A 21,128-nucleotide genomic window follows, 5' to 3' on the forward strand; every position below is an offset into this window, starting at 1 on the left:
TTTATGACCGACCTGCCCCAGAACGTGCGCTGGCAATTGTGGATCGTCGCCTTCGGCTTTTTTATGCAGGCGCTGGATACCACTATCGTCAATACCGCTCTCCCCTCAATGGCCGCGAGCCTCGGGGAGAGCCCGCTGCGGATGCACATGGTTATCGTCTCGTATGTGCTGACGGTGGCGGTGATGCTGCCCGCGAGCGGCTGGCTGGCGGATCGCGTCGGGGTGCGCAACATCTTCTTCACCGCGATTGTGCTGTTCACGCTCGGCTCGCTGTTTTGCGCGCAGTCCTCGACGCTCAATGAGCTGGTGGCAGCGCGCGTGTTACAGGGCGTCGGCGGCGCCATGATGGTGCCGGTCGGCAGGCTGACGGTGATGAAAATCGTCCCGCGCGATCAGTATATGGCCGCGATGACATTTGTAACGCTGCCGGGCCAGGTAGGGCCGCTGCTCGGGCCTGCGCTCGGCGGGCTGCTGGTGGAGTACGCCTCCTGGCACTGGATCTTTTTAATCAACCTGCCGGTGGGCATTGCCGGTGCCGCCGCGACGCTCTGGCTGATGCCGAACTACACCATGCAAACGCGGCGCTTCGATTTCTCCGGCTTTCTGCTGCTCGCCTTCGGCATGGCGGCGCTGACGATTGCGCTTGACGGCTATCGCAGCACTGGTCTTTCCCCAGCCGGGCTTGGCGCGCTGGTGGCGGGCGGCAGCGCGGCCACGCTGCTTTACCTGTGGCATGCGCGCGGCAACGAGCGGGCGCTGTTCAGTCTGCGGCTTTTCAATACCCGCACCTTTTCACTGGGGCTGTTCGGCAGCTTATGCGGGCGCATCGGCAGCGGGATGCTGCCGTTTATGACGCCAGTTTTTTTACAGATTGGCCTCGGCTTCTCCCCGTTCCACGCCGGCCTGATGATGATGCCGATGGTGCTTGGCAGCATGGGGATCAAACGCATTGTGGTGCAGGTGGTAAACCGCTTTGGCTACCGCCGGGTGCTGGTGGCCTCGACGCTTGCGCTCGCGCTCGTGACCCTGCTGTTTATGGGCGTGGCGCTGGCGGGCTGGTACTGGCTGCTGCCGGTAGTCATGCTTTTTCAGGGGATGGTGAATTCGGTGCGTTTCTCGACGATGAACACGCTGACGCTTCGCGACCTGCCCGATGAGATGGCGAGCAGCGGCAACAGCCTGCTGTCGATGGTGATGCAGCTCTCGATGAGCCTTGGGGTGAGCATCGCGGGCCTGCTGCTTGGCGCGTTCGGGCATAACCAGCTCGCCGCGGACAGCGGCGACGCCCACGGCATCTTTTTCTGGACCTATTTGTGCATGGCGCTAATTATCGCCCTGCCGGCGCTGGTCTTCGCCCGCGTCCCTGACGACATCAGTAAAAACGCCGTCATCGCGCGGCGCAAAAGGAGTGCTTCATGAGGTTCTGGCGGCCCGGCATTACGGGCAAGCTGTTTTTGGCTATTTTCGCCACCTGTATTCTGTTGTTGATTACGATGCACTGGGCAGTGCGCTTTAGCTTCGAGCGCGGCTTTATCGACTACATCAAACACGGTAACGAACAACGTCTGGCCCTGTTAAGCGACGCACTGAGCGAGCAGTACCAGCAGCACGGCGACTGGGGATTTCTGCGCCATAACGATCGCATGATATTCCAGATTTTACGCTCTTTTGAACGGGAGAATGCTCACGACGGCCCGCCGCCGCCAGACAGAGGACCGCCGCCCCACATGCCGCCGCACGGCTGGCGAACGCAGTTCTGGGTGGTGGACGCCGAACAAAATGTGCTGGTCGGCCCGCGCTCGCCGGTGCCGCAGGATGGCGCGCGGCGCGCGATTGTCGTTGACGGCAAACGCGTCGGCTGGGTAATCGCCTCGCCGGTGGAGCGGCTGACGCGCAGTACCGATATCAACTTCGATAAACAGCAGCGGCGCACCAGCTGGCTTATCGTCGCGCTCTCGACGCTGCTCGCGGCAGCCGCCACCTTGCTGCTGGCACGCGGCCTGCTCGCCCCGGTAAAACGACTGGTGGAAGGCACACACCGTCTGGCGGCGGGCGATTTTACTACCCGCGTCGTCGCCACCGGGCAGGATGAACTGGGCCGACTGGCGCAGGATTTCAACCAGCTCGCCAGCACGCTTGAGAAAAACCAGCAGATGCGCCAGGCATTTATGGCGGATATCTCTCATGAGCTGCGCACGCCGCTGGCGGTGCTGCGCGGCGAGCTGGAGGCGATTCAGGACGGCGTGCGCCAGTTTACGCCGGAATCGGTCGCCTCGTTGCAGGCCGAAGTGGGTACGCTGACCAAACTGGTGGATGACCTGCACCAGCTGTCGCTCTCTGACGAAGGCGCGCTCGCCTACCAGAAAAAGCCGCTGGAGATCGTGACGTTGATAGAAGTGGCTGCGGGCGCGTTCCGCGAGCGCTTTGCCGCGCGCGGGCTGACGCTGAATCTGTCGATGCCGGAAAACGTGACGCTCTTTGGCGATCGCGACCGGCTGATGCAGCTTTTTAATAATCTGCTGGAAAACAGCCTGCGTTACACGGACGCGGGCGGCGGGCTGCTGATTCAGGGTGAGCGTCTGGCGCAGCGTTTCGTGCTGCGGTTTATCGACAGCGCGCCGGGCGTGAGCGATGAGCAGCTGTCAAAATTGTTTGAGCGCTTCTACCGCGCGGAAGGCTCGCGCAACCGCGCCAGCGGCGGCTCGGGCCTCGGCCTTGCCATCTGCGCCAATATCGTGGCGGCGCATGGCGGGACGATTAATGCCGATCATTCATCATCAGGCGGTGTTAGCATCACCGTATCCTTACCGCTTGATGCCGTACTTCCGGGAGACGTATGACAGAGTTACCGATTAACGATAAAACCCCGCGCATTCTGGTTGTCGAGGATGAGCCAAAACTCGGCGCGCTGCTGGTGGATTACCTGCGGGCGGCCAGCTACGCGCCGACGCTGATTAACCACGGCGATCAGGTGTTGCCCTATGTGCGCCAGACGCCGCCGGATTTAATCCTGCTGGATCTGATGCTGCCCGGCACCGACGGGCTGACGCTGTGCCGCGAAATTCGCCGCTTCTCGGAAGTGCCGATTGTGATGGTGACCGCCAGAATCGAAGAGATAGACCGCCTGCTGGGGCTTGAGATCGGTGCCGATGATTACATCTGCAAGCCGTTTAGCCCGCGTGAGGTGGTGGCGCGCGTGAAAACCATTTTGCGCCGCTGCAAGCCGCAGCGCGATCTGCAGGCGCAGGATGCCCAAAGCCCGCTGATTATCGATGAAGGGCGTTTTCAGGCGAGCTGGCGGCAGAAGCCGCTCGACCTGACGCCAGCCGAGTTCCGTCTCCTGAAGACGCTTTCCGGCGAGCCGGGCAAGGTGTTTTCGCGCGAGCAGTTGCTGAATCATCTGTATGACGATTACCGTGTGGTGACCGACCGCACGATAGACAGCCATATCAAAAACCTGCGCCGCAAGCTGGAAGCGCTGGACGACGAGCAGCCGTTTATCCGCGCCGTGTACGGCGTGGGCTACCGCTGGGAAGCCGACGCCGGCCGGGTGGTGTAGAGATTATTTGCACGGGTGAAACGCAGACCCAGGAATATGTACGCCCGGTGACCTGTTCCGTTCGCCACAACGCGGATTCTCTCTTTCATGTTTATTCGCATGAACGTGTTAAGGGGGCTCGCGGCAAAAGGGCAGCCGCAAGGGAAAACACACGGCATCGGCGGTGGCTTTTCATTTTCCAGTGGTGGGTGCGCTACGCTTACCCACCCTACGCAGGATGCGAATCGGGTTTTTGTAGGGCGGGTAAGCGCAGCGCACCCGCCGTCACATCCATAAGCCCCCATAACGGTTTGCACGCCCAGGCCGCGGGCGCTACAATTCCCGCCCTTAACGTGGGGGTAAACGTGCCCCCGACCGCTTCGCCGTTGAAGCGGGTCTGACCTGTCATCAGAACGAGTTCAACATGTTTAAACCAGAATTACTGTCGCCTGCGGGAACGCTGAAAAATATGCGTTACGCCTTCGCCTATGGTGCCGACGCCGTATACGCCGGCCAGCCGCGCTACTCGCTGCGCGTGCGCAATAACGAATTCAACCACGAGAATTTGCAGCTCGGCATTAATGAAGCCCACGCGCTTGGCAAAAAATTCTACGTCGTGGTTAACATCGCGCCGCACAACGCCAAGCTGAAAACCTTTATCCGCGATCTCAAACCCGTGGTGGAGATGGGCCCGGATGCGCTGATCATGTCCGATCCGGGGCTTATCATGCTGGTGCGCGAGCACTTCCCGCAGATGGATATTCACCTTTCGGTACAGGCCAACGCGGTGAACTGGGCGACGGTAAAATTCTGGCAGCAGATGGGCCTGACGCGCGTCATTCTCTCCCGCGAACTGTCGCTTGAAGAGATTGCGGAAATTCGCGAGCAGGTGCCGGAGATGGAGCTGGAGATTTTCGTTCACGGCGCTCTCTGCATGGCCTATTCCGGTCGCTGCCTGCTTTCCGGCTACATCAACAAGCGCGACCCGAACCAGGGCACCTGCACCAACGCCTGCCGCTGGGAATATAAAGTGCAGGAAGGCAAAGAGGACAGCATCGGCAATATCGTGCATATCCATGAGCCTATCCCGGTGCAGACCGTCGAGCCGACGCTCGGCATCGGCGCGCCGACCGATAAAGTCTTCATGATTGAAGAGGCGCAGCGCCCCGGCGAATACATGACCGCGTTCGAAGATGAACACGGCACTTACATCATGAACTCTAAAGATTTGCGCGCCATTCAGCACGTCGAGCGCCTCACGAAAATGGGCGTCCACTCGCTGAAAATCGAAGGCCGCACCAAATCGTTCTACTACTGCGCGCGTACCGCCCAGGTCTATCGTCGCGCCATTGACGACGCCGCCGCCGGTAAACCGTTCGATCCGAGCCTCCTTGAGACGCTCGAAGGCCTGGCGCATCGCGGCTATACCGAAGGTTTTCTGCGTCGTCACACCCACGACGATTATCAGAACTATGACTATGGCTACTCGGTATCGGACCGCCAGCAGTTTGTCGGCGAATTTACCGGCGAGCGCAACGGCGCGCTGGCTGCGGTGGCGGTGAAAAACAAATTTTCTCTCGGCGACAGCCTGGAACTGATGACGCCACAGGGCAACGTCAGCTTTACGCTTGAGCATATGGAAAATGCGAAAGGCGAGAAGATGGAAGTGGCACCGGGAGACGGATACACCATCTGGATGCCAGTTCCAGAGGATTTAGCACTGGACTATGCGCTGTTAATGCGTAATTTCTCTGGCCAGACCACCAGAAATCCACATGGTAAATGATTTATAAGGGTTATTTTTACCGCGCGAATGTTTCTTCGAATGGGATCACAAACCGTTATGTTTAAAGCGGTTATTATCCACGGCGCTGAAAAACATAATCCATAAATGCCCGTTGTACCAGGAACCACCTCCTTCAGCCTGCGTAATCTCCCTTACGCAGGCTTATTTTTTTATCCTTTCAGTCAGTTCTTAAGCGACTCGCCAGACTCTGCGATAAACTCTGTGAATCCGTATTCACAGGAGTGTATTCATGTCCCGTTCCCCCGGCTCGTTTCTGATTTTAAATGGTAAAAGCGCTGATAATGAGATCCTGCGCGGCAGCGTGAAGCTGCTACGCGACCAGGGCCACCCGATAGAGGTGCGCGTGACCTGGGAGAAAGGCGATGCGGCGCGCTATGTCAGTGAGGCGGCAGATCAGGGCGCGCAGACGGTGATTGCGGCAGGCGGCGACGGCACCATTAATGAAGTGGCAGCGGCGCTGGCTTGTGTCACGCAGGAAAAACGCCCGGCGCTCGGCCTGTTGCCGCTCGGCACCGCGAACGATTTCGCAACCAGCGCCGCCGTGCCGGACGATATCGAACTGGCGCTGAAGCTGGCCATTGAAGGCCGCGCGGTGCCGATTGATATCGCGCACGTGAATGATAAAACCTGGTTTATCAATATGGCGACGGGCGGTTTCGGTACGCGCATCACCACTGAAACGCCGGAGCGCTTAAAAGCCGCGCTCGGCGGGGTGTCGTATCTGATCCACGGGCTGATGCGTATGGACGCCCTGAAAGCGGATCGCTGTGAAATTCGCGGCGAGCATTTTCACTGGCAGGGCGACGCGCTGGTTATCGGCATCGGTAACGGGCGGCAGGCGGGCGGCGGTCAGGAGCTGTGCCCGGAGGCGCTGATTAACGACGGGCTGCTGCATTTGCGGATTTTTACCGGCGAAGAGTTGCTGCCTGCGCTGTTTACCACGCTGACGCAGCCGGAAGAGAGCCCGAATATTATCGATGGTGCCTCGCCCTGGTTTGAGATAACCGCGCCGCATGAGATTACCTTTAACCTCGACGGCGAGCCGCTGAGCGGACAGCATTTCCGCATTGTGGTTGAGCCCGGCGCGCTGCAGTGCCGCCTGCCGCCGGATTGTCCGCTGCTTAAGTAAAGGAATGTGTGGCATCGCGATTTTCGGGACGGCGGGTGCGCTACGCTTACCCGCCCTACCAGTGATGCAACGGTATGAAACGTTCCAGGGTGGGTAAGCGCAGCGCATCCACCGAAGCATAACGTAACGCCAGCCAACTGTAGGGTGGGTAAGCGCAGCGCACCCGCCATCAGCACCGCCGTCAAATGAAAGGCATTGCCTGTTCAATACGGGTGAACCGTGGAACCCGGGAATATGTACGCCTGGTGACCTGTTCCGTTCGCCACAACGCGGATTCTCTCTGTCACTTTTACTCACGCGAACGTGTTAAGGGGGCTCGCCGCCGCCCCCTTAACAATCCCGGCTCGCGGCCAAAGGGCAGCCGCAAGGGAAAACATACGGCATCGGCGGTGGCTTTTGTGGTTTCGTAGGGCGGGTAAGCGCAGCGCACCCGCCGTTTATCTCGCGCCACCATTTACCCCATCCACAAAAAACGCGCCCGCAGGCGCGTTTATGCTGCGTAACCACAACCGCCATCAGGCGATCGTCACTTTCTTATCCAGATACACATCCTGCACCGCGTTTATCAGCTTCACGCCATCGGCCATCGATTTCTTAAACGCCTTGCGTCCCAGAATCAGCCCCATACCGCCTGCGCGCTTGTTGATCACCGCTGTGCGCACCGCATCGGTGAGATCCGCCTCGCCTCCGGACGCGCCGCCAGAGTTAATCAGCCCCGCACGGCCCATATAGCAGTTGGCGAGCTGATAGCGCACCAGGTCAATCGGGTTATCGCTCGTCAGCTTGCTATACACGCGCTCGTCGGTATAGCCGAACTTCAGCGCGGTATAGCCGCCATTATTCTCGGCCATCTTCTGCTTCACGATATCCGCGCCAATGGTGGCGGCCAGATGGTTGGCCTGGCCAGTCAAATCGGCGCTGGAGTGGTAATCGACGCCATCTTTCTTGAAGTGACTGTTACGCAGATACGCCCACAGCACTGTCACCATGCCAAGCTCATGCGCGCGCTCAAACGCGGCGGAGATCTCTTCAATCTGGCGGCGCGACTCTTCAGAGCCGAAATAGATAGTCGCTCCGACCGCCACCGCGCCCATATTGAACGCCTGCTCGACGCTCGCGTAGAGCGTCTGGTCATATTGCGTGGGGTAACTGAGCGTTTCGTTGTGATTGAGTTTCACCAGGAACGGAATACGGTGCGCGTAGCGGCGCGAGACTGACGCCAGCACGCCATAGGTCGACGCCACGCAGTTACAGCCCGCCTCAATCGCCAGCTCGACGATATTTTTCGGGTCGAAATACATCGGATTGGCGGCAAACGACGCGCCCGCCGAATGCTCGACGCCCTGGTCCACCGGCAGAATAGACAGATAGCCGGTGCCGGCAAGGCGTCCGGTGTTATAAAGAGTCTGCATATTTCGCAGCACCGCGGGCGGACGGTTGTTATCGATCATCACGCGATCGACATAATCCGGCCCTGGCAGGTAGAGCTGGTCGGAGGAAATGGTCGTACAGCGGTGCTGTAACAGGCTATCGGCATCGTTGCCGAGCAACTGCGCAATATCAGTCATCATACGCTCCCGTTATGGTCGGCAGGCGGTGACCTGCCGGACGATAAGATTCCTTACCCACGCCTTAGCTGGGCCCTCTTAGCCTGGACTTGATTAGCACAGATTGCCAGACCTGAGCGCATTTTCAGCTAATTCTGCTGGCACGGTTCACCACCATGCATGAAAATGATGGACGGGCCCGATGCCCTCCCCTACTTCCAGACTATCCGCCTGTTGCAGCGCTTTCGTGAGCCACGCCTTCGCCGCCGTCACCGTTTCAACCCAGTCAGCATACTGCGGACGCAGCGCCGCAAGCGCGCTGGAGAGCGTGCAGCCGGTGCCATGGGTGTTTTTCGTCATGACGCGCGGCGCGGTAAAGCGCGTCGCGCCTTCGCGGGTAAAGAGCCAGTCGGGGCTTTCGGGGTCATCCAGATGCCCGCCTTTCATCAGCACCGCGCCACAGCCGAGCGCCAGCAACGCCTCGCCCTGCTGGCGCATCTCCGCTTCGCTGCGGGCGTGGGTGGTTTCCAGCAGCGCCGCCGCCTCCGGCAAATTCGGCGTGATGATCGCCACCTGCGGCAATAACTTTTCGCGCAGCGTGCGCACGGCAGACGGGCTCAGCAGTGGATCGCCGCTTTTCGCGAGCATGACCGTATCCAGCACAATATTGCGCACCCGGTAACGTGATAGCCGCTCCGCCACGGCCTCGACGATATCCGTTTCCGCCAGCATGCCGATTTTCGTCGTGTCGATGCGCACATCGCTTAACACTGAATCAAGCTGGGCGGCGACAAACGACGGTTCGATGCGGTAGACCGACTGCACGCCGCGGGTGTTCTGCGCCACCAGCGCCGTGATGACGGAGGTGCCGTAAGCACCGAGCGCCGAGAAGGTTTTGAGATCGGCCTGAATGCCCGCGCCGCCGCTCGGGTCGGTGCCGGCGATGGTGAGCGCGTTAATGCGTTTCATAAGCACCTCCGAACGCCTGCGCATGCAGATTATCCAGCAACGCGCTGGCGAAACTGCCGGGGCCACGGGATACGGTCAACGCCTCTTCGCCCGCCCGTTTCATCAGCCAGCAGGCCGTTGCGACATTCTCCAGGCGATCGCCCGGCAGCGCGCAGCAGGCAGCAACGACCGCCGAAAGCGCACAGCCGGTGCCCACCACGCGGGTCAGCATCGCAGTGCCGCCATCAACTGCGACCATGCGTTCGCCATCGGTGATGTAATCGACCTCGCCGGTCACGGCGACAACGGCGCCGCTGCGACGCGCCAGTAAGCGGGCCGCTTCACGTGCATGGTGCGCGCTTTCGGTTGCGTCAACGCCGCGCCCGACGCCGCTTTCGCCTGCCAGTACGCGGATTTCCGAGGCGTTGCCGCGAATGGCGGCTGGGCGATGCGCCAGAATCTCCTGCGCAAATTCCGTGCGCAGCGCGAGCGCGCCGACGGCGACCGGGTCGAGCGTCCACGGCTTGCCCGCCGCGCAGGCGCTGTCGATAGCCGCCCGCATCGCCTGCTGCTGCGGGCGAGTGAGGGTACCGAGGTTTATGAGTAAGGCATCGGCGATGGCCGCGAACTGTGCGGCTTCATCAGTATCCACGACCATCGCGGGCGAGGCGCCAAGTGCGAGCAGGACATTGGCAGTGAAATTTTGCACCACATCGTTGGTAATGCAGTGCACCAGCGGCGCGTAACGGCGAAGTTGGGTGACAACAGGCGCGGCGTGCGAGCCGCAAAGCAGGTCAGAAGACATGGTTCTCTCCTGCCAGGCGCGAAGACGGGATACCGGACAGGCATCTGACTTCCCTACGCTGGCATTATCCAGATCAGGTAATACGGGTATTTCTCAGCCTTCAACGAAGAAGGGCACCCCGAGTCATTTACTGCAAAATCAAAGCGTTGCGATTAACGCTACATTACTCTCTGTTGTGGATCATGCCAGCGGGAAGCCAAAGACTCAACCCTAAAAAATAGGCTGCGTCTCAGTTTGAGGGGCATATAAAAGCTTTAAGTATGAAAAATACAGACTGCCCGGCTTTATTTGCTGGTGATTTCATTGTCCCTGATGCATTGATGCGGTGCTGGAGCGTAAGTGACGTAGTAAGAGGCATTACCATTGGTTTCAGGATTATCAAAGAAATAAGCATCAGAGTTTCATTAAAAATTATTCCTGACCTTACGGAAAAAGAGCCTGTCAGTTGGTCGTCCCTTGGCTAATAATAACTCCCTGAACCTTATCACCTTTCAGATAGTACATAATGCTGTTACTCTGCGTGTATTCACCTGATTTTTCGATATCCTTGTAGTACATAACGATATCTTTCTTAGGCTTATGTTTAAAATATTTTTCTGTTTCTTCTTTAGTTGTTAACACAGGCGCCTTAACGGATACTTGTAATACTCCCTTGTAAGGGGTGCAAGGCGATCCATCTTTCGCTATTGCCACCGCGGTTAAATCCCCCGCCCCCATCTCATTATCAGAAATAAACCAATAATTGATGCCCCCTGATTTCAGGCAAATCCAGGAAGCCAGATTATCTTTATTTACCTTTACACCGGCATTCTTAGCGATAGATGCAAGCGTGTTAACCTCAAACTTGTATTCGGTGGTTCCTATAGCAATAACGGGCACCAGATCTTTATCGGTTTCATGATTATCAGAATAAACTTCAGTAATATCATCGTAATACTTTGCGCCAAATCCCGTCATTTGTGCTGCCGCGCATGTACCCGCCACTAGCCATAAGAATACAAAACTATATTTCATATCAGTCTTCCACGACCAGTATCTTGTCACTACTGTTATTAATCGTTATACGATCTTGCAGCGTCACTTAAAATGACTTCCGATAATGCAATTACAACCTCAGGTGTTCAATGCGTTAATCATCAATCCAGCGCCCCGCCTTTGCCGAGGCAATCAGCATTTTCACGGTAAGCGGCGCAGGCTGATGCTTATCGCTTTTTAAATAGTCGGGAAGAATCGCATTGGGCAGGAAAAATATTCCTTCGCGCGGAAAATATTTACAGAAGTCGAAGGAGGAATCATTGATATTGAACACAGCAAAGTATTCTCCGAAGAAGGCGTGCGCATCTTCTGGCAGGACGCAATATTGTCCGGTGCTTAACGAATCTTCATCCGCCATCTCCCAGAAATGCTTTTTTATTAACGCCCGAACGCCGTCTTCTGTACTCATCATAAATAATCCGATGGATGATAATCTCATTATCCCTGCAATCATGAGATAAGTATAACCCACCACTTCTGGCAGCCCATAAGCACGCCTCACCAAATCAGCCCCGCGCCGATTGCTATCGGCTTCATTTTTTTATACATAATTAGCCTTGCCCGGCCGGGAATGGCGCAGGAAGATAGCGCCCTGACGGTAACAAAATCAACGGGGCGCAGCGCCCTGACATGTGGAGAAGGTATGTTGAAAACCAGAATGATCGTAGCGGGAGTGCTGTTGATGTCGGTGGCCTCTGCATTCGCCGCAGATGTGGTAAAACCCAAATCTATCGATAGCTATGAAGTGAAAGAGTTTCACTCCGATTCCAAAAAATACACCATTGGCGACATCGTGCCGGACCTCTACCGCACCGAGCAGTACAACATCAAACAGTGGCAGATCCGCAACCTGCCCGCCCCGGAAGCCGGCACACACTGGACTTACATGGGCGGCTACTACGTGCTTATCACCGACGCCGAAGGTAAAGTCGTGCGCGCCATGAACGGCGATATTTTCTATCACCGCTAATCTTTTCAGCGCCTGAAGCAGGCCCGACGCTCAGGCGCATCTTGCATCTCTCCTTCCCAAAACGTTTTTTCGCTCACACCCCTTAATACGCGTAGTGGTGCTTAAACGCGCTGCCCGCTACACTCGCTCTACCTATCAACCTGATGAATATAAAAGGAGGACTCTTATGCTGTGCTGTGAATTGTTTGACTATTCACATCATTTTGGCGATCGCCAGAGCTCAGGCATTACCGGTATCGTGCTGCGATAACTGGACCCTGAGCGAAGATCCCATCACATCACCCTTCTCCAGGGCTTACCAGATTATCGTCAGCGATGTTTGACGAGGCATTGTTATGCCTGAAAATTCTGAGTAAGCGATGAGCACATTACTGACGGCGCACTCCCTGCGCATTGATTCCCCGTTTGGCCCGGTGCTGAACACCCTTTCCTTTACCCTGAAAAAAGGCGACCGCATTGGCCTGATCGGTCATAACGGCTGCGGCAAAAGCACGCTTCTGAAAGCGCTGGACGGCACCCTTGCGCCTGCCGAAGGCGTTGTGACGCGCGCGGCGCGCTGCCTGCTGGCGCGCGTGGAGCAGCATCTGCCCGACGAACTGCATCAGCAGACGCTGCTGGACGCGCTGCTGGCCAGGCTGCCTGAGGCCGAGCGTGAAAGCAGCGCCTGGCGGGCGCAGGCGTTGCTCGCGAATATGGGCTTTGCCGAGGCGGCCTGGTCGCTGACGGCGGGCTCGCTTAGCGGCGGCCAGCACACACGCTTATTGCTGGCGCGGGCGCTGATTATCTCGCCCGATCTGCTGTTGCTTGACGAGCCGGGCAACCATCTGGATCTCCCGACGATGTTGTGGCTGGAGCAGTTTCTGGCCCGCTGGAACGGCAGCTTTATTCTGGTCTCCCACGACAGCGCGCTGCTGGACAGCGTAACCAACCGCACCTGGATATTGCGCGACGGTCAGCTCCAGGCGTTCGATCTCCCCTGTACGCAGGCACGCGCGGCGCTGGCGGCGCGGGATGAGAGCGACGCCCTGCGCCATAAAGCGGAGCAAAAAGAGATAGACCGCGTGACGGCGAGTGCAAAACGGCTCGCCACGTGGGGACAGGTTTATGACAACGAAGATCTGGCGCGCAAAGCCAAACAGATGGAAAAACAGGTGGCGCGGCTCAAAGAGGAGCAAACCGAACTGGCGCAGGGCAGCCGCTGGCGACTGACGCTTTCCGGCGACGCGCTGGCGGCGGATCGCCTGCTTGAGCTGGAAAATCTGGCCGTCAGCGCGGCACCTGAAACGCCAACGCTCTTTACCCTGCCGCTGGCGCGGCTCAAAAGCGGGGATCGCGTGGCGCTGCTTGGGCATAACGGCTGCGGGAAGTCGTCGCTGCTGCGCCTGCTGTGGCGACAGTGGCAAACAGGGGAAACGGTTCCCGGCGTCACCTTCCATCCGCGCGTGTCGCTCGGGTATTACGATCAGTCGCTGCATCAGTTACCGGATAACGCCACGTTGCTGGAGGCGCTGGAGCCGTTCGCGCCTGAGTTACAACCGCGTAAGCTTGCGCTTATCAGCGCCGGTTTCCCGTGGGCGCGGCACGGGCAGCGGGTCGACACGCTGAGCGGCGGCGAGCGCTCGCGCCTGCTGTTTGTCGGCCTGTCGCTTGCGCGCTATTCGCTGCTGATGCTTGACGAGCCGACCAACCATCTCGATATGGAAGGCAAAGAGGCGCTGGCGCAAACGCTGCAAACGTTCGAAGGCGGGCTGTTGCTGGTGACGCACGACAGAACGCTGATGGAGGCGAGCTGTAACCGCTTCTGGCTCGTGGAAGATGGCGGTTTAAGCGAGTGGCACAACATGGAAGCGCTGATGGCGCGTCTGCGCGCAGCGCCGACGCAGGAGGCAGAGAATGAGGCACCTTCGGCACTCGCCACGCCGCCTGATGAGCATAGCGACGCGCGCCTGCTGGAGCGGCTGATTGAGCTGGAGACGCGGCTCAATGCCGATCTCGAACGCAAACCGCGCCACCAGAAACTCGCCCTGCAGGCCGAGTGGCGTAAGGAGATAGCGCACCTCAGCGCCGCGCTGGGGCTGGAATAAAACAGCAAGAAAGACTCTCCATAAAGGAGGGTCTTTCTTATTAATATAAAAGTAAAAGGATACGCAGATGGATGTTTATCGTTTCATTACGCCTGGCTGGTAAGCCTGATATTTAGCCTGCTCGCGCAGAATACGGTTATAAAAGCCAAGGGCGACGGTTTCCATAAATAACCTGCTATTGATACAACGCACGCTGAATACCGAAAACATTATGCCCAGCAGAGCGCCAATAATATCCCAGCGCACAACTTCTTCGGAAGAAAGTAAAGTCACAAGCACGCTGATAAAAAATAGCGCACTAACGAATACCGCTATAGCCACCAATGCCAGCCATAACTGCAAAGCGCGCAGATACCCTCTTGCAACCCCTGTCATTGCAGGGATAATCAGCACACAAAAAAGAAAATTGCTGACGAGCATGCCAATGAAGAATGCATTTTCTGCTAACCCTAAACTCTGCGAAATAGCCACCCAAAAAGAAATCTGGGGAATGGCGAAGCTAAGTACAGCCATAACCATTGCCAATACCAGTGGCATCCCAAGACTCCGCCACCCCGTGGGCAGACGAACTTGTTCTTTGAGCTGCGTTTTAAGTCGCTCCAGCGCCTCGGGCCGCTTGTTTTGAAGACCATGCTCTACAAGGCGACCCAGTTGCAGGCTTCTTTTTAAATAATTAATCATCCCTGTTCTAACGGCTCCCGGCCAGTGAGACAGACTGAATAATACCCACAATTAATATTGTCATGTCAGCTTAAAGGGTTTCATATAATCATTATTAGCTTAATCTGAAACTAACAAGCAAAAACGTTTTTCAGCGAATAAACCAAAAAGCCGCCCTCACAGGCGGCTTTTTTATGACAACGACAACGAATATCAGGCCGAGAGGCGGAATTTCTGCACGGTGCTTTGCAGTTCTTCGGTCTGGCGCTCCAGCGCGGCGGCGGCGGCGGACACCTGCTCCACCAGCGAGGCGTTCTGCTGGGTGACAGTATCCATCTGAGTGATGGCGACGCCCACCTGCGAGATGCCCTTGCTCTGCTCTTCAGACGCCGAGGCTATCTGCTTGATGATCGTGCTGACGTTGGAAACGCCGCGGTAGATTTCCGCCATCGAATCGCCCGCCGCGTTAACCAGCTCAGAGCCTTTCTCGATACGCTCGACCGATTCGGTGATGAGCGCCTCGATTTCACGCGCGGCTTCGGCGCTGCGGCTCGCGAGGTTACGCACTTCGCCTGCAACCACCGCGAATCCGCGGCCCTGTTCGCCTGCACGCGCCGCTTCTACGGCGGCGTTGAGCGCCAGAATATTGGTCTGGAACGCAATACTGTTAATCACGCTGGTAATATCGGCGATTTTCTTCGAACTGCCGGAAATGCCCTGCATGGTCTCGATAACATTTTGCGCCAGCTGGCCGCCTTTACCGGCGTTTTCCGAGGCAGCATGAGCCAGCTCGCTCGCCTGACGGGCGTTTTCGGCGTTAAGGCGCACGGTAGAGGTCAGCTCTTCCATGCTGGCGGCGGTCTGCTCAAGCGCTGCGGCCTGCTCTTCGGTACGGGATGAAAGGTCATTATTGCCCGCCGAAATTTCCGACGCGCCGCGCCAGATATTTTCGCTGCCGTGGCGAATGGCGCTCACCGCTTCGCGCAGTTGATCCTGCATCGCGGTCAGGAGCGGCACCAGTTTGCCGACGCAGTTGCGGCCAAACGGCTCCACCGGCTGGCTGAGATCGCCACCGGCAATCAGCGTGAAATGGTTGCGGATCTTCTCAAGCGGCTTCACCAGCATCGCCACCAGATAGCGGTCGGTCAGCAGCAGAAGCAGCAGGCCAATAATCACCGCGATAATAATCACCGTTTTGGTGGTGACGGTCATGCTGTCGACGCGCTCGCGGGTGGCATCAAGCTTGGCGCCCGCCGCGGCGTTGAATTTCTCGGCGCTCGCGCCAAACGCGCGGCTGAATACCGGCGTCACTTTGCCGGCATGGGCGCGGTACGCGTCCGGCGTGCCTTCACGCGCCAGTTTCATCTGCGGGATCACGCCGTCATCCAGCAGCTTCTGCCAGCCAGCGATCACCTGTTGTGATACGGCCGGATCGAGCGGGCCGGGAGAAAGCTGTTTAAACGCGTCGAGCTGGCGCGACATATTGTCGAGCGCCTGCTGCGCGGATTCGAGCGATTTGGCGTCCGGCGTGCCGTTTTCCATGGCCCGGGTCAGACGGGTGACGAAGCGGAAATACTGATCGTTGCCTTTGCTGAGCACGGTCATCTGCGACACCAGCTGGCGGTCCACGCGGTTGCCATCGGCCATCGCCGAGAGCGAATAGACGCTGTAGACGCCCACGGCCGCCCATAACACACAGAGTACGCCGAGCACCGTCAGCATCACTGCGCGGATAGAAAAGTCTTTAAGCAGGCCCATCAAAAAGTCCTCATTTTTGCCTGATACGGATATATCCTCCCGTTATCGGCAAGCGAGGAAAAAGATGTACGGGGCGGTAACATTTATTTTACCTCCGCGATAATTGCGGATTATCCGCGCAGCCCGAGCGCCTCTTTCAGGGTTTTGAGGTAACGACGGCTGACCGGCACCGTCTGGCCGTGGCGCAGCAGCAACTCCGCCTGGCCATTTTCCTCCAGCCGGATCTCCTTCAGGTGCGCCATATTGACCAGATACTGCCGGTGACAGCGCATCAGCGGCGTACGGCTCTCCAGCGTGCGCAGCGTCAGCTCGGTGAAGCCCTCCTGCCCCTGGCTGCTGGTAACATAAACGCCGCTCAGGCGGCTCGCGACAAACGCCACGTCCTCCATTTGCAGCAGCCAGATACGGCTGTGGCCGGTGCAGGGAATAAACTTCAGCGCTTCCTGATTTTCGGTGATGGGCGACATATCCTGCTCGCGGCGTTCATTACGCATCCGCGCGAGCGTCTTCTGCAGGCGCGCGGTCTCAATGGGCTTGAGCAGATAATCAAACGCGTGCTCTTCAAACGCCTTCACGGCGTATTCGTCAAACGCGGTCAGAAAAACAATCCACGGGCGGGTGTCGGGGTCGAGCATGCCGACCATTTCAAGGCCGGAGATGCGCGGCATCTGGATATCGAGAAAGACCACATCCGGGCGCAGGCGGTGTACCGCGCCGATGGCCTCGACGGCGTTGGCGCATTCGCCCACCACCTCGATATCCGCCTCCTCTTTCAGCAGCAGGCGCAGATTTTCCCGCGCCAGCGGCTCGTCATCGACAATCAGCACGCTAATCATGTCGTTCCCTCCAGCGGTAAACGTAAGGTAATTCGGGTAAAGCGGTCCTGCTCACAGGCGACCGAAATGCCGCACTCGTCGCCAAAGCGCGCGCGCAGTCGTTTATCCACCAGACTCATGCCAAGGCCGTTGCTGGCGGCGTTGGGCTGATAGAGCCCGGCGTTGTCTTCAATTTCCAGCACCAGATGATCGTCGTCGCGGCTGGCGCGCAGGGCGATTTCGCCAGGGCCCAAGAGCTGCGACGTGCCGTGCTTGATAGCGTTCTCAACGATCGGCTGCAGCGTGAACGCGGGCAACCGGATATGGCGCAGCTCATCGGGCAGGTTCATGCTCACCTGCAAATGCGACTGAAACCGCGCCTGTTCAATTTGCAGATAGGCGTTCACATGGTCGATTTCATCGGCGAGCGACACCACATCCGTCGGACGCTTGAGGTTTTTGCGAAAAAACGTTGAGAGATATTGCACCAGCTGGCAGGCCTGATCGCTGTCGCGGCGGATCACCGCCATCAGCGTGTTCAGCGCGTTAAAGAGAAAATGCGGGTTCACCTGGGCGTGCAGCAGTTTGATCTCCGACTGGGTGAGTAGCTGCTTCTGGCGCTCATACTGCCCCGCCAGGATCTGCGCGGAAAGCAGCTGCGCAATGCCTTCTCCCAGCGTGCGGTTGATTGAGCTGAACAGACGATGCTTTGGCTCATACAGCTTGATGGTGCCGACCACCTTGCGGTTCTCGCCGCGCAGCGGAATGACCAGCGTCGAGCCGAGCTTACAGTTCGGGTGCAGCGAACAGCGGTACGGCACTTCGTTACCGTCGGCGTAGACCACTTCGCCAGACTCAATTGCCCGCAGCGTCCAGGGGGATGAAATCGGGCTACCGGGCAGATGGTGATCCATACCGATGCCGGTAAACGCCAGCAGTTGCTCGCGATCGGTAATGGCGACCGCGCCTATCTCCAGCTCCTGGCGAATCACCTGCGCCACCTTCATGCTGTTTTCGACGTTAAACCCCTGGCGCAGAATGCCCTCTGTTGCGGAGGCAACCTTGAGCGCGGTGGCCGAAAACGCCGTGGTGTATTTCTCAAACATGGCGCGCTTGTCGAGCAGAATACGCATGAACATCGCGGCCCCGATGGTATTGGTAACGACCATGGGCGCGGCGATATTTTGCACCAGATGCAGCGCGTCGCCGAACGGGCGCGCGATCAGCAGAATAATGCCCATCTGTACCAGCTCCGCCACCAGCGTAATTGCGCCTGCGGTAAAAGGGTTGAAGATTTTATCGGTGCGCCCGCGGCGAATCAGCCAGCTGTGGACAATCCCGCCAAGCAGCCCTTCGACAATCGTTGACACCATGCAGCTTAGCGCGGTCATGCCGCCAAGCGAATAGCGATGCAGGCCACCGGTAAGCCCCACCAGTCCGCCCACCAGCGGCCCGCCGAGCAGGCCGCCCATGACGGCGCCGATGGCGCGGGTGTTGGCGATGGAATCCTGAATATGCAGCCCGAAATAGGTGCCCATAATGCAAAAACAGGAGAACGTGACGTAGCACAACAGCTTATGCGGCAGGCGAATCGAGACCTGAATCAGCGGGATAAACAACCGCGTTTTACTCATCACCCAGGCGATCACCAGAAACACGCACATCTGCTGGAGCAGCAATAACACCAGATTGAACTCGTACACGCCCACGCTCCGCGCTGACAATTAAGAGCGCGTAAAATACGCTGCTGTGCCATAACTTTCTATGAAGAAACCCAAAAAATGGTAAGTGAGTGTCGTTAATGAAGAAAAACGCAGTGGAGATCAGGCCCTGGGAAGAGAGCGATCGTCCGTTTTTACGCACGATCTATTTACACGCCCGGCGCGAAGGCTGGCCGTGGCTTGACGGCAGCGAATGGCAACTGGAGGATTTTGACGCCGACACGCTCGGCGAAACGATTCTGGTGGCGCAGGCGGACGGCCACCGGCTGGGGTTTGCGTCCATCGCCGAAAACGACAATTTTCTGCATCACCTGTTTGTCGCCCCGGACGCTCAGCGGCGCGGCGTCGGGGCGGCGCTGCTTGAGGCCGTACAGGCGCGGTTTACCGGCACCGGCGCGCTTAAGTGTCTTGAAAAAAACGAACGCGCGCTGCGCTTTTACGCCCGTCACGGCTGGGTGCAGGAGGGGCACGGCGACGCCCCGGAGGGCGCTTATCTGCTCCTGCATTTTCGTAAATCCTGACCATAAAAAACGCCTCCCGGAGGAGGCGTCTGTCATGGCGCGAAACGCACCCGGCATTACACCGCGCGAAACGCGATATCGCCCGGGATCACTTCGCCCTGCCAGTAGAGCTGCGCCGCCACACGGCCCGCCAGCTGGCGGTAAAGCGTGGTGAATTCGCTCTCCGGGCGGGAGACCACGGTCGGCTGGCCGCGGTCGAGGTCTTCACGCAGCGAGATATGCAGCGGCATCTGGCCCAGCAGCTGAGTATGATAAGTTTCCGCCAGCTTCTGCGCGCCGCCGGTGCCGAAAATCGGCTCGTGATGACCGCAATTGCTGCAAATGTGCATACTCATGTTTTCGACAATGCCGAGTACCGGCACTTCCACTTTCTCGAACATCACGATGCCTTTTTTGGCATCGATAAGCGCGATGTCCTGCGGTGTGGTCACCACCACCGCGCCGGTCACCGGAATGTTCTGGGCAAGCGTCAGCTGAATGTCGCCGGTGCCCGGCGGCATATCCAGCACCAGATAGTCGAGATCCGGCCACATGGTTTCCTGCAGCAGTTGCAGCAGCGCTTTACTCGCCATCGGGCCGCGCCACACCATGGCGTTATCGTCGGTCACCAGATAACCAATGGAGTTAGTGGCAAGACCGTGAGAGATAATCGGCGCCATATGAGTGCCGTCCGGCGAGGTCGGGCGTTCGCCTTCCGCGCCGAGCATCGTCGGCACTGATGGGCCGTAGATATCGGCATCGAGAATGCCCACTTTCGCGCCTTCCGCCGCGAGCGCCAGCGCCAGGTTGACGGCGGTGGAGGACTTCCCTACCCCGCCCTTACCGGAGCTGATCGCGATAATGTTTTTCACGCCGTTCACGCCCGGCTGGTTTTTCACACGTTTTAAAGTGGCGATACTGTGCGACAGTTTCCAGTCGATGGCGCTGGCACCGGTTAAACGCAGCAGCTCGGCGCTCACCTGCTCTTTCAGCTCCTCGAAACCGCTGCGCCAGGCAAACGGCATCTGTAACTCGACGTGGATGGTGTCATCAAGCCAGGCGACGTGATGCAGCGCTTTCAGCGCCGTGAGGTTGTGCTTCAGGGTGGGGTGCTGGAAATTGGCTAACGTCCCGGCGACCAGCGCACGCAGCGCCTCGGGGGATTTGGCCTGGGATTGCGAATTCATCCCGACTCCTTTGTTGTTCTGATGTTAATAAATTGCAGTCATAGAATCATAACAGAGTCGCGGGGAGTAAGACGACATTAAACGCCCACAGGGGTTAGCCTGATGTGCGCTAAAGCAGGCATGTGGGCGTCTGGCTTCAGGGCGAGGTAAACGATACGGCGTATTTTTGCAGTTCACCGCCGGGCTTCATCAGCACATACTCTGCCACCCACGCTTCACCCTTCTGGTAAGCGCCGTTTGGCAGACAGGTCTGATACGCAGGTAAAAGCACCGCGTGGCGCTTCGGGTTTGGGTCATCGATGGAATAAACCGCATACTGCGTAAAGACATCCCCCGGCCCGGCCTGCGCGGTATAAATACAAACCTCGCCATTGATAATGCGCATGTCTCCGGCGCGATTAAACGTCGCCTGGTCAGCCACGCAGCCGGTTAAATTAACCAGCGACATTAGGAAAATAGCCGATAACGTTTTCATATCTGGCGATAAGTCTTTTGTCGGTGTTCCCATCGTCTTCCTTACCAAAAGTGTTATCTATGGTGTTAAATCAGCCTTTGAAGATAAGAAAACCATGAAGCGAGCAGGCAAAAGGGATTTTCCCTGGTCACCTATTATTTTTGGTGGCT

Annotated in this window: 19 protein-coding genes and 1 riboswitch; of the genes, 8 read left to right on the forward strand and 11 right to left on the reverse strand. The window is 58.0% G+C overall.

What is annotated here, in order from left to right:
• The first annotated feature begins 3 nt into the window (after window positions 1–3).
• From G9X48_RS08325 to yegS, 5 genes are all read left to right on the forward strand, one after another.
• On the forward strand, window positions 4–1,419 hold the full coding sequence (locus G9X48_RS08325; RefSeq protein ID WP_007869257.1) for an MFS transporter: 1,416 nt from the start codon (window positions 4–6) through the stop codon (window positions 1,417–1,419).
• Window positions 1,416–2,840, forward strand: a complete 1,425-nt coding sequence (gene baeS / locus G9X48_RS08330; protein ID WP_007869258.1) for a two-component system sensor histidine kinase BaeS — start codon at window positions 1,416–1,418, stop codon at window positions 2,838–2,840. The genes G9X48_RS08325 and baeS overlap by 4 nt, the downstream gene beginning before the upstream one ends.
• The gene (baeR, locus tag G9X48_RS08335; protein ID WP_004388202.1) at window positions 2,837–3,559 is read left to right on the forward strand and encodes a two-component system response regulator BaeR; all 723 of its coding nucleotides are present in this window, start codon (window positions 2,837–2,839) and stop codon (window positions 3,557–3,559) included. Before baeS ends, baeR begins: the two co-directional genes overlap by 4 nt.
• A 403-nt stretch (window positions 3,560–3,962) precedes the next feature.
• Complete coding sequence (gene yegQ / locus G9X48_RS08340) at window positions 3,963–5,324, forward strand: tRNA 5-hydroxyuridine modification protein YegQ (RefSeq protein WP_007902995.1); 1,362 nt, start codon at window positions 3,963–3,965, stop codon at window positions 5,322–5,324.
• A 250-nt stretch (window positions 5,325–5,574) separates the two neighbouring features.
• Window positions 5,575–6,474 (forward strand): lipid kinase YegS, encoded by a 900-nt coding sequence (yegS, locus tag G9X48_RS08345; protein WP_007869261.1) that lies wholly within the window; start codon window positions 5,575–5,577, stop codon window positions 6,472–6,474.
• 515 nt (window positions 6,475–6,989) lie between these two features.
• Here yegS and fbaB read toward each other — a convergent pair.
• From fbaB to G9X48_RS08370, 5 genes are all read right to left on the reverse strand, one after another.
• A complete protein-coding gene (gene fbaB / locus G9X48_RS08350) occupies window positions 6,990–8,042 on the reverse strand; it encodes a class I fructose-bisphosphate aldolase (RefSeq protein WP_004386507.1) in 1,053 nt (350 codons plus the stop codon).
• A gap of 147 nt (window positions 8,043–8,189) precedes the next feature.
• Window positions 8,190–8,990 (reverse strand): bifunctional hydroxymethylpyrimidine kinase/phosphomethylpyrimidine kinase, encoded by an 801-nt coding sequence (thiD, locus tag G9X48_RS08355; protein WP_007869263.1) that lies wholly within the window; start codon window positions 8,988–8,990, stop codon window positions 8,190–8,192.
• Window positions 8,977–9,774 (reverse strand): hydroxyethylthiazole kinase, encoded by a 798-nt coding sequence (thiM, locus tag G9X48_RS08360; RefSeq protein WP_038880067.1) that lies wholly within the window; start codon window positions 9,772–9,774, stop codon window positions 8,977–8,979. Before thiM ends, thiD begins: the two co-directional genes overlap by 14 nt.
• A 33-nt stretch (window positions 9,775–9,807) precedes the next feature.
• Window positions 9,808–9,905, reverse strand: a riboswitch (TPP riboswitch).
• Window positions 9,906–10,215: 310 nt separating this feature from the next.
• Window positions 10,216–10,788: a hypothetical protein gene (locus G9X48_RS08365; protein WP_038880064.1), complete on the reverse strand. Its 573-nt coding sequence runs from the start codon at window positions 10,786–10,788 to the stop codon at window positions 10,216–10,218.
• Between the two features lie 115 nt (window positions 10,789–10,903).
• Window positions 10,904–11,221, reverse strand: coding sequence for a DUF1493 family protein (locus tag G9X48_RS08370; RefSeq protein ID WP_038880062.1), 318 nt, complete (start codon window positions 11,219–11,221; stop codon window positions 10,904–10,906).
• A 231-nt stretch (window positions 11,222–11,452) separates the two neighbouring features.
• Here G9X48_RS08370 and G9X48_RS08375 point away from each other — a divergent pair, with 231 nt between their 5' ends.
• Window positions 11,453–11,779: an RcnB family protein gene (locus tag G9X48_RS08375; protein WP_007851199.1), complete on the forward strand. Its 327-nt coding sequence runs from the start codon at window positions 11,453–11,455 to the stop codon at window positions 11,777–11,779.
• 359 nt (window positions 11,780–12,138) lie between these two features.
• The gene (locus G9X48_RS08380; protein WP_038880059.1) at window positions 12,139–13,863 is read left to right on the forward strand and encodes an ABC-F family ATP-binding cassette domain-containing protein; all 1,725 of its coding nucleotides are present in this window, start codon (window positions 12,139–12,141) and stop codon (window positions 13,861–13,863) included.
• A gap of 75 nt (window positions 13,864–13,938) precedes the next feature.
• Here G9X48_RS08380 and G9X48_RS08385 read toward each other — a convergent pair whose 3' ends face one another.
• The 4 genes from G9X48_RS08385 to G9X48_RS08400 all read right to left on the reverse strand — a co-directional run bounded on the left by G9X48_RS08385 (window position 13,939) and on the right by G9X48_RS08400 (window position 18,799).
• Window positions 13,939–14,544 (reverse strand): hypothetical protein, encoded by a 606-nt coding sequence (locus tag G9X48_RS08385; protein ID WP_007869278.1) that lies wholly within the window; start codon window positions 14,542–14,544, stop codon window positions 13,939–13,941.
• A 192-nt stretch (window positions 14,545–14,736) separates the two neighbouring features.
• A complete protein-coding gene (locus tag G9X48_RS08390; RefSeq protein ID WP_038880056.1) occupies window positions 14,737–16,281 on the reverse strand; it encodes a methyl-accepting chemotaxis protein in 1,545 nt (514 codons plus the stop codon).
• Between the two features lie 110 nt (window positions 16,282–16,391).
• Complete coding sequence (btsR, locus tag G9X48_RS08395) at window positions 16,392–17,117, reverse strand: two-component system response regulator BtsR (RefSeq protein WP_007869293.1); 726 nt, start codon at window positions 17,115–17,117, stop codon at window positions 16,392–16,394.
• Window positions 17,114–18,799: a sensor histidine kinase gene (locus G9X48_RS08400; protein WP_007889684.1), complete on the reverse strand. Its 1,686-nt coding sequence runs from the start codon at window positions 18,797–18,799 to the stop codon at window positions 17,114–17,116. Before G9X48_RS08400 ends, btsR begins: the two co-directional genes overlap by 4 nt.
• 98 nt (window positions 18,800–18,897) lie before the next feature.
• Here G9X48_RS08400 and G9X48_RS08405 point away from each other — a divergent pair, with 98 nt between their 5' ends.
• Complete coding sequence (locus G9X48_RS08405) at window positions 18,898–19,338, forward strand: GNAT family N-acetyltransferase (protein WP_038880053.1); 441 nt, start codon at window positions 18,898–18,900, stop codon at window positions 19,336–19,338.
• Window positions 19,339–19,394: 56 nt separating this feature from the next.
• Here the strand turns inward: G9X48_RS08405 and apbC are convergent, their stop codons facing one another.
• Window positions 19,395–20,504, reverse strand: a complete 1,110-nt coding sequence (apbC, locus tag G9X48_RS08410) for an iron-sulfur cluster carrier protein ApbC (protein ID WP_007776471.1) — start codon at window positions 20,502–20,504, stop codon at window positions 19,395–19,397.
• A 136-nt stretch (window positions 20,505–20,640) separates the two neighbouring features.
• Window positions 20,641–20,979, reverse strand: coding sequence for a putative T6SS immunity periplasmic lipoprotein (locus tag G9X48_RS08415; protein WP_012124298.1), 339 nt, complete (start codon window positions 20,977–20,979; stop codon window positions 20,641–20,643).
• Window positions 20,980–21,128 lie beyond the last annotated feature (149 nt).

Origin of the sequence: Cronobacter sp. HA18006 (genome assembly GCF_011605445.1) — a bacterium.
GTDB classification, from domain to species: Bacteria; Pseudomonadota; Gammaproteobacteria; order Enterobacterales; family Enterobacteriaceae; genus Cronobacter; species Cronobacter sakazakii.

Coding starts and splice junctions, on each gene's coding strand:
- G9X48_RS08325 (WP_007869257.1), top strand. CDS start 4: ATGACCGACCTGCCCCAGAACGTGCGCTGGCAATTGTGGATCGTCGCC.
- baeS (WP_007869258.1), top strand. CDS start 1,416: ATGAGGTTCTGGCGGCCCGGCATTACGGGCAAGCTGTTTTTGGCTATT.
- baeR (WP_004388202.1), top strand. CDS start 2,837: ATGACAGAGTTACCGATTAACGATAAAACCCCGCGCATTCTGGTTGTC.
- yegQ (WP_007902995.1), top strand. CDS start 3,963: ATGTTTAAACCAGAATTACTGTCGCCTGCGGGAACGCTGAAAAATATG.
- yegS (WP_007869261.1), top strand. CDS start 5,575: ATGTCCCGTTCCCCCGGCTCGTTTCTGATTTTAAATGGTAAAAGCGCT.
- fbaB (WP_004386507.1), bottom strand. CDS start 8,042: ATGACTGATATTGCGCAGTTGCTCGGCAACGATGCCGATAGCCTGTTA.
- thiD (WP_007869263.1), bottom strand. CDS start 8,990: ATGAAACGCATTAACGCGCTCACCATCGCCGGCACCGACCCGAGCGGC.
- thiM (WP_038880067.1), bottom strand. CDS start 9,774: ATGTCTTCTGACCTGCTTTGCGGCTCGCACGCCGCGCCTGTTGTCACC.
- G9X48_RS08365 (WP_038880064.1), bottom strand. CDS start 10,788: ATGAAATATAGTTTTGTATTCTTATGGCTAGTGGCGGGTACATGCGCG.
- G9X48_RS08370 (WP_038880062.1), bottom strand. CDS start 11,221: ATGATGAGTACAGAAGACGGCGTTCGGGCGTTAATAAAAAAGCATTTC.
- G9X48_RS08375 (WP_007851199.1), top strand. CDS start 11,453: ATGTTGAAAACCAGAATGATCGTAGCGGGAGTGCTGTTGATGTCGGTG.
- G9X48_RS08380 (WP_038880059.1), top strand. CDS start 12,139: ATGAGCACATTACTGACGGCGCACTCCCTGCGCATTGATTCCCCGTTT.
- G9X48_RS08385 (WP_007869278.1), bottom strand. CDS start 14,544: ATGATTAATTATTTAAAAAGAAGCCTGCAACTGGGTCGCCTTGTAGAG.
- G9X48_RS08390 (WP_038880056.1), bottom strand. CDS start 16,281: ATGGGCCTGCTTAAAGACTTTTCTATCCGCGCAGTGATGCTGACGGTG.
- btsR (WP_007869293.1), bottom strand. CDS start 17,117: ATGATTAGCGTGCTGATTGTCGATGACGAGCCGCTGGCGCGGGAAAAT.
- G9X48_RS08405 (WP_038880053.1), top strand. CDS start 18,898: ATGAAGAAAAACGCAGTGGAGATCAGGCCCTGGGAAGAGAGCGATCGT.
- apbC (WP_007776471.1), bottom strand. CDS start 20,504: ATGAATTCGCAATCCCAGGCCAAATCCCCCGAGGCGCTGCGTGCGCTG.
- G9X48_RS08415 (WP_012124298.1), bottom strand. CDS start 20,979: ATGAAAACGTTATCGGCTATTTTCCTAATGTCGCTGGTTAATTTAACC.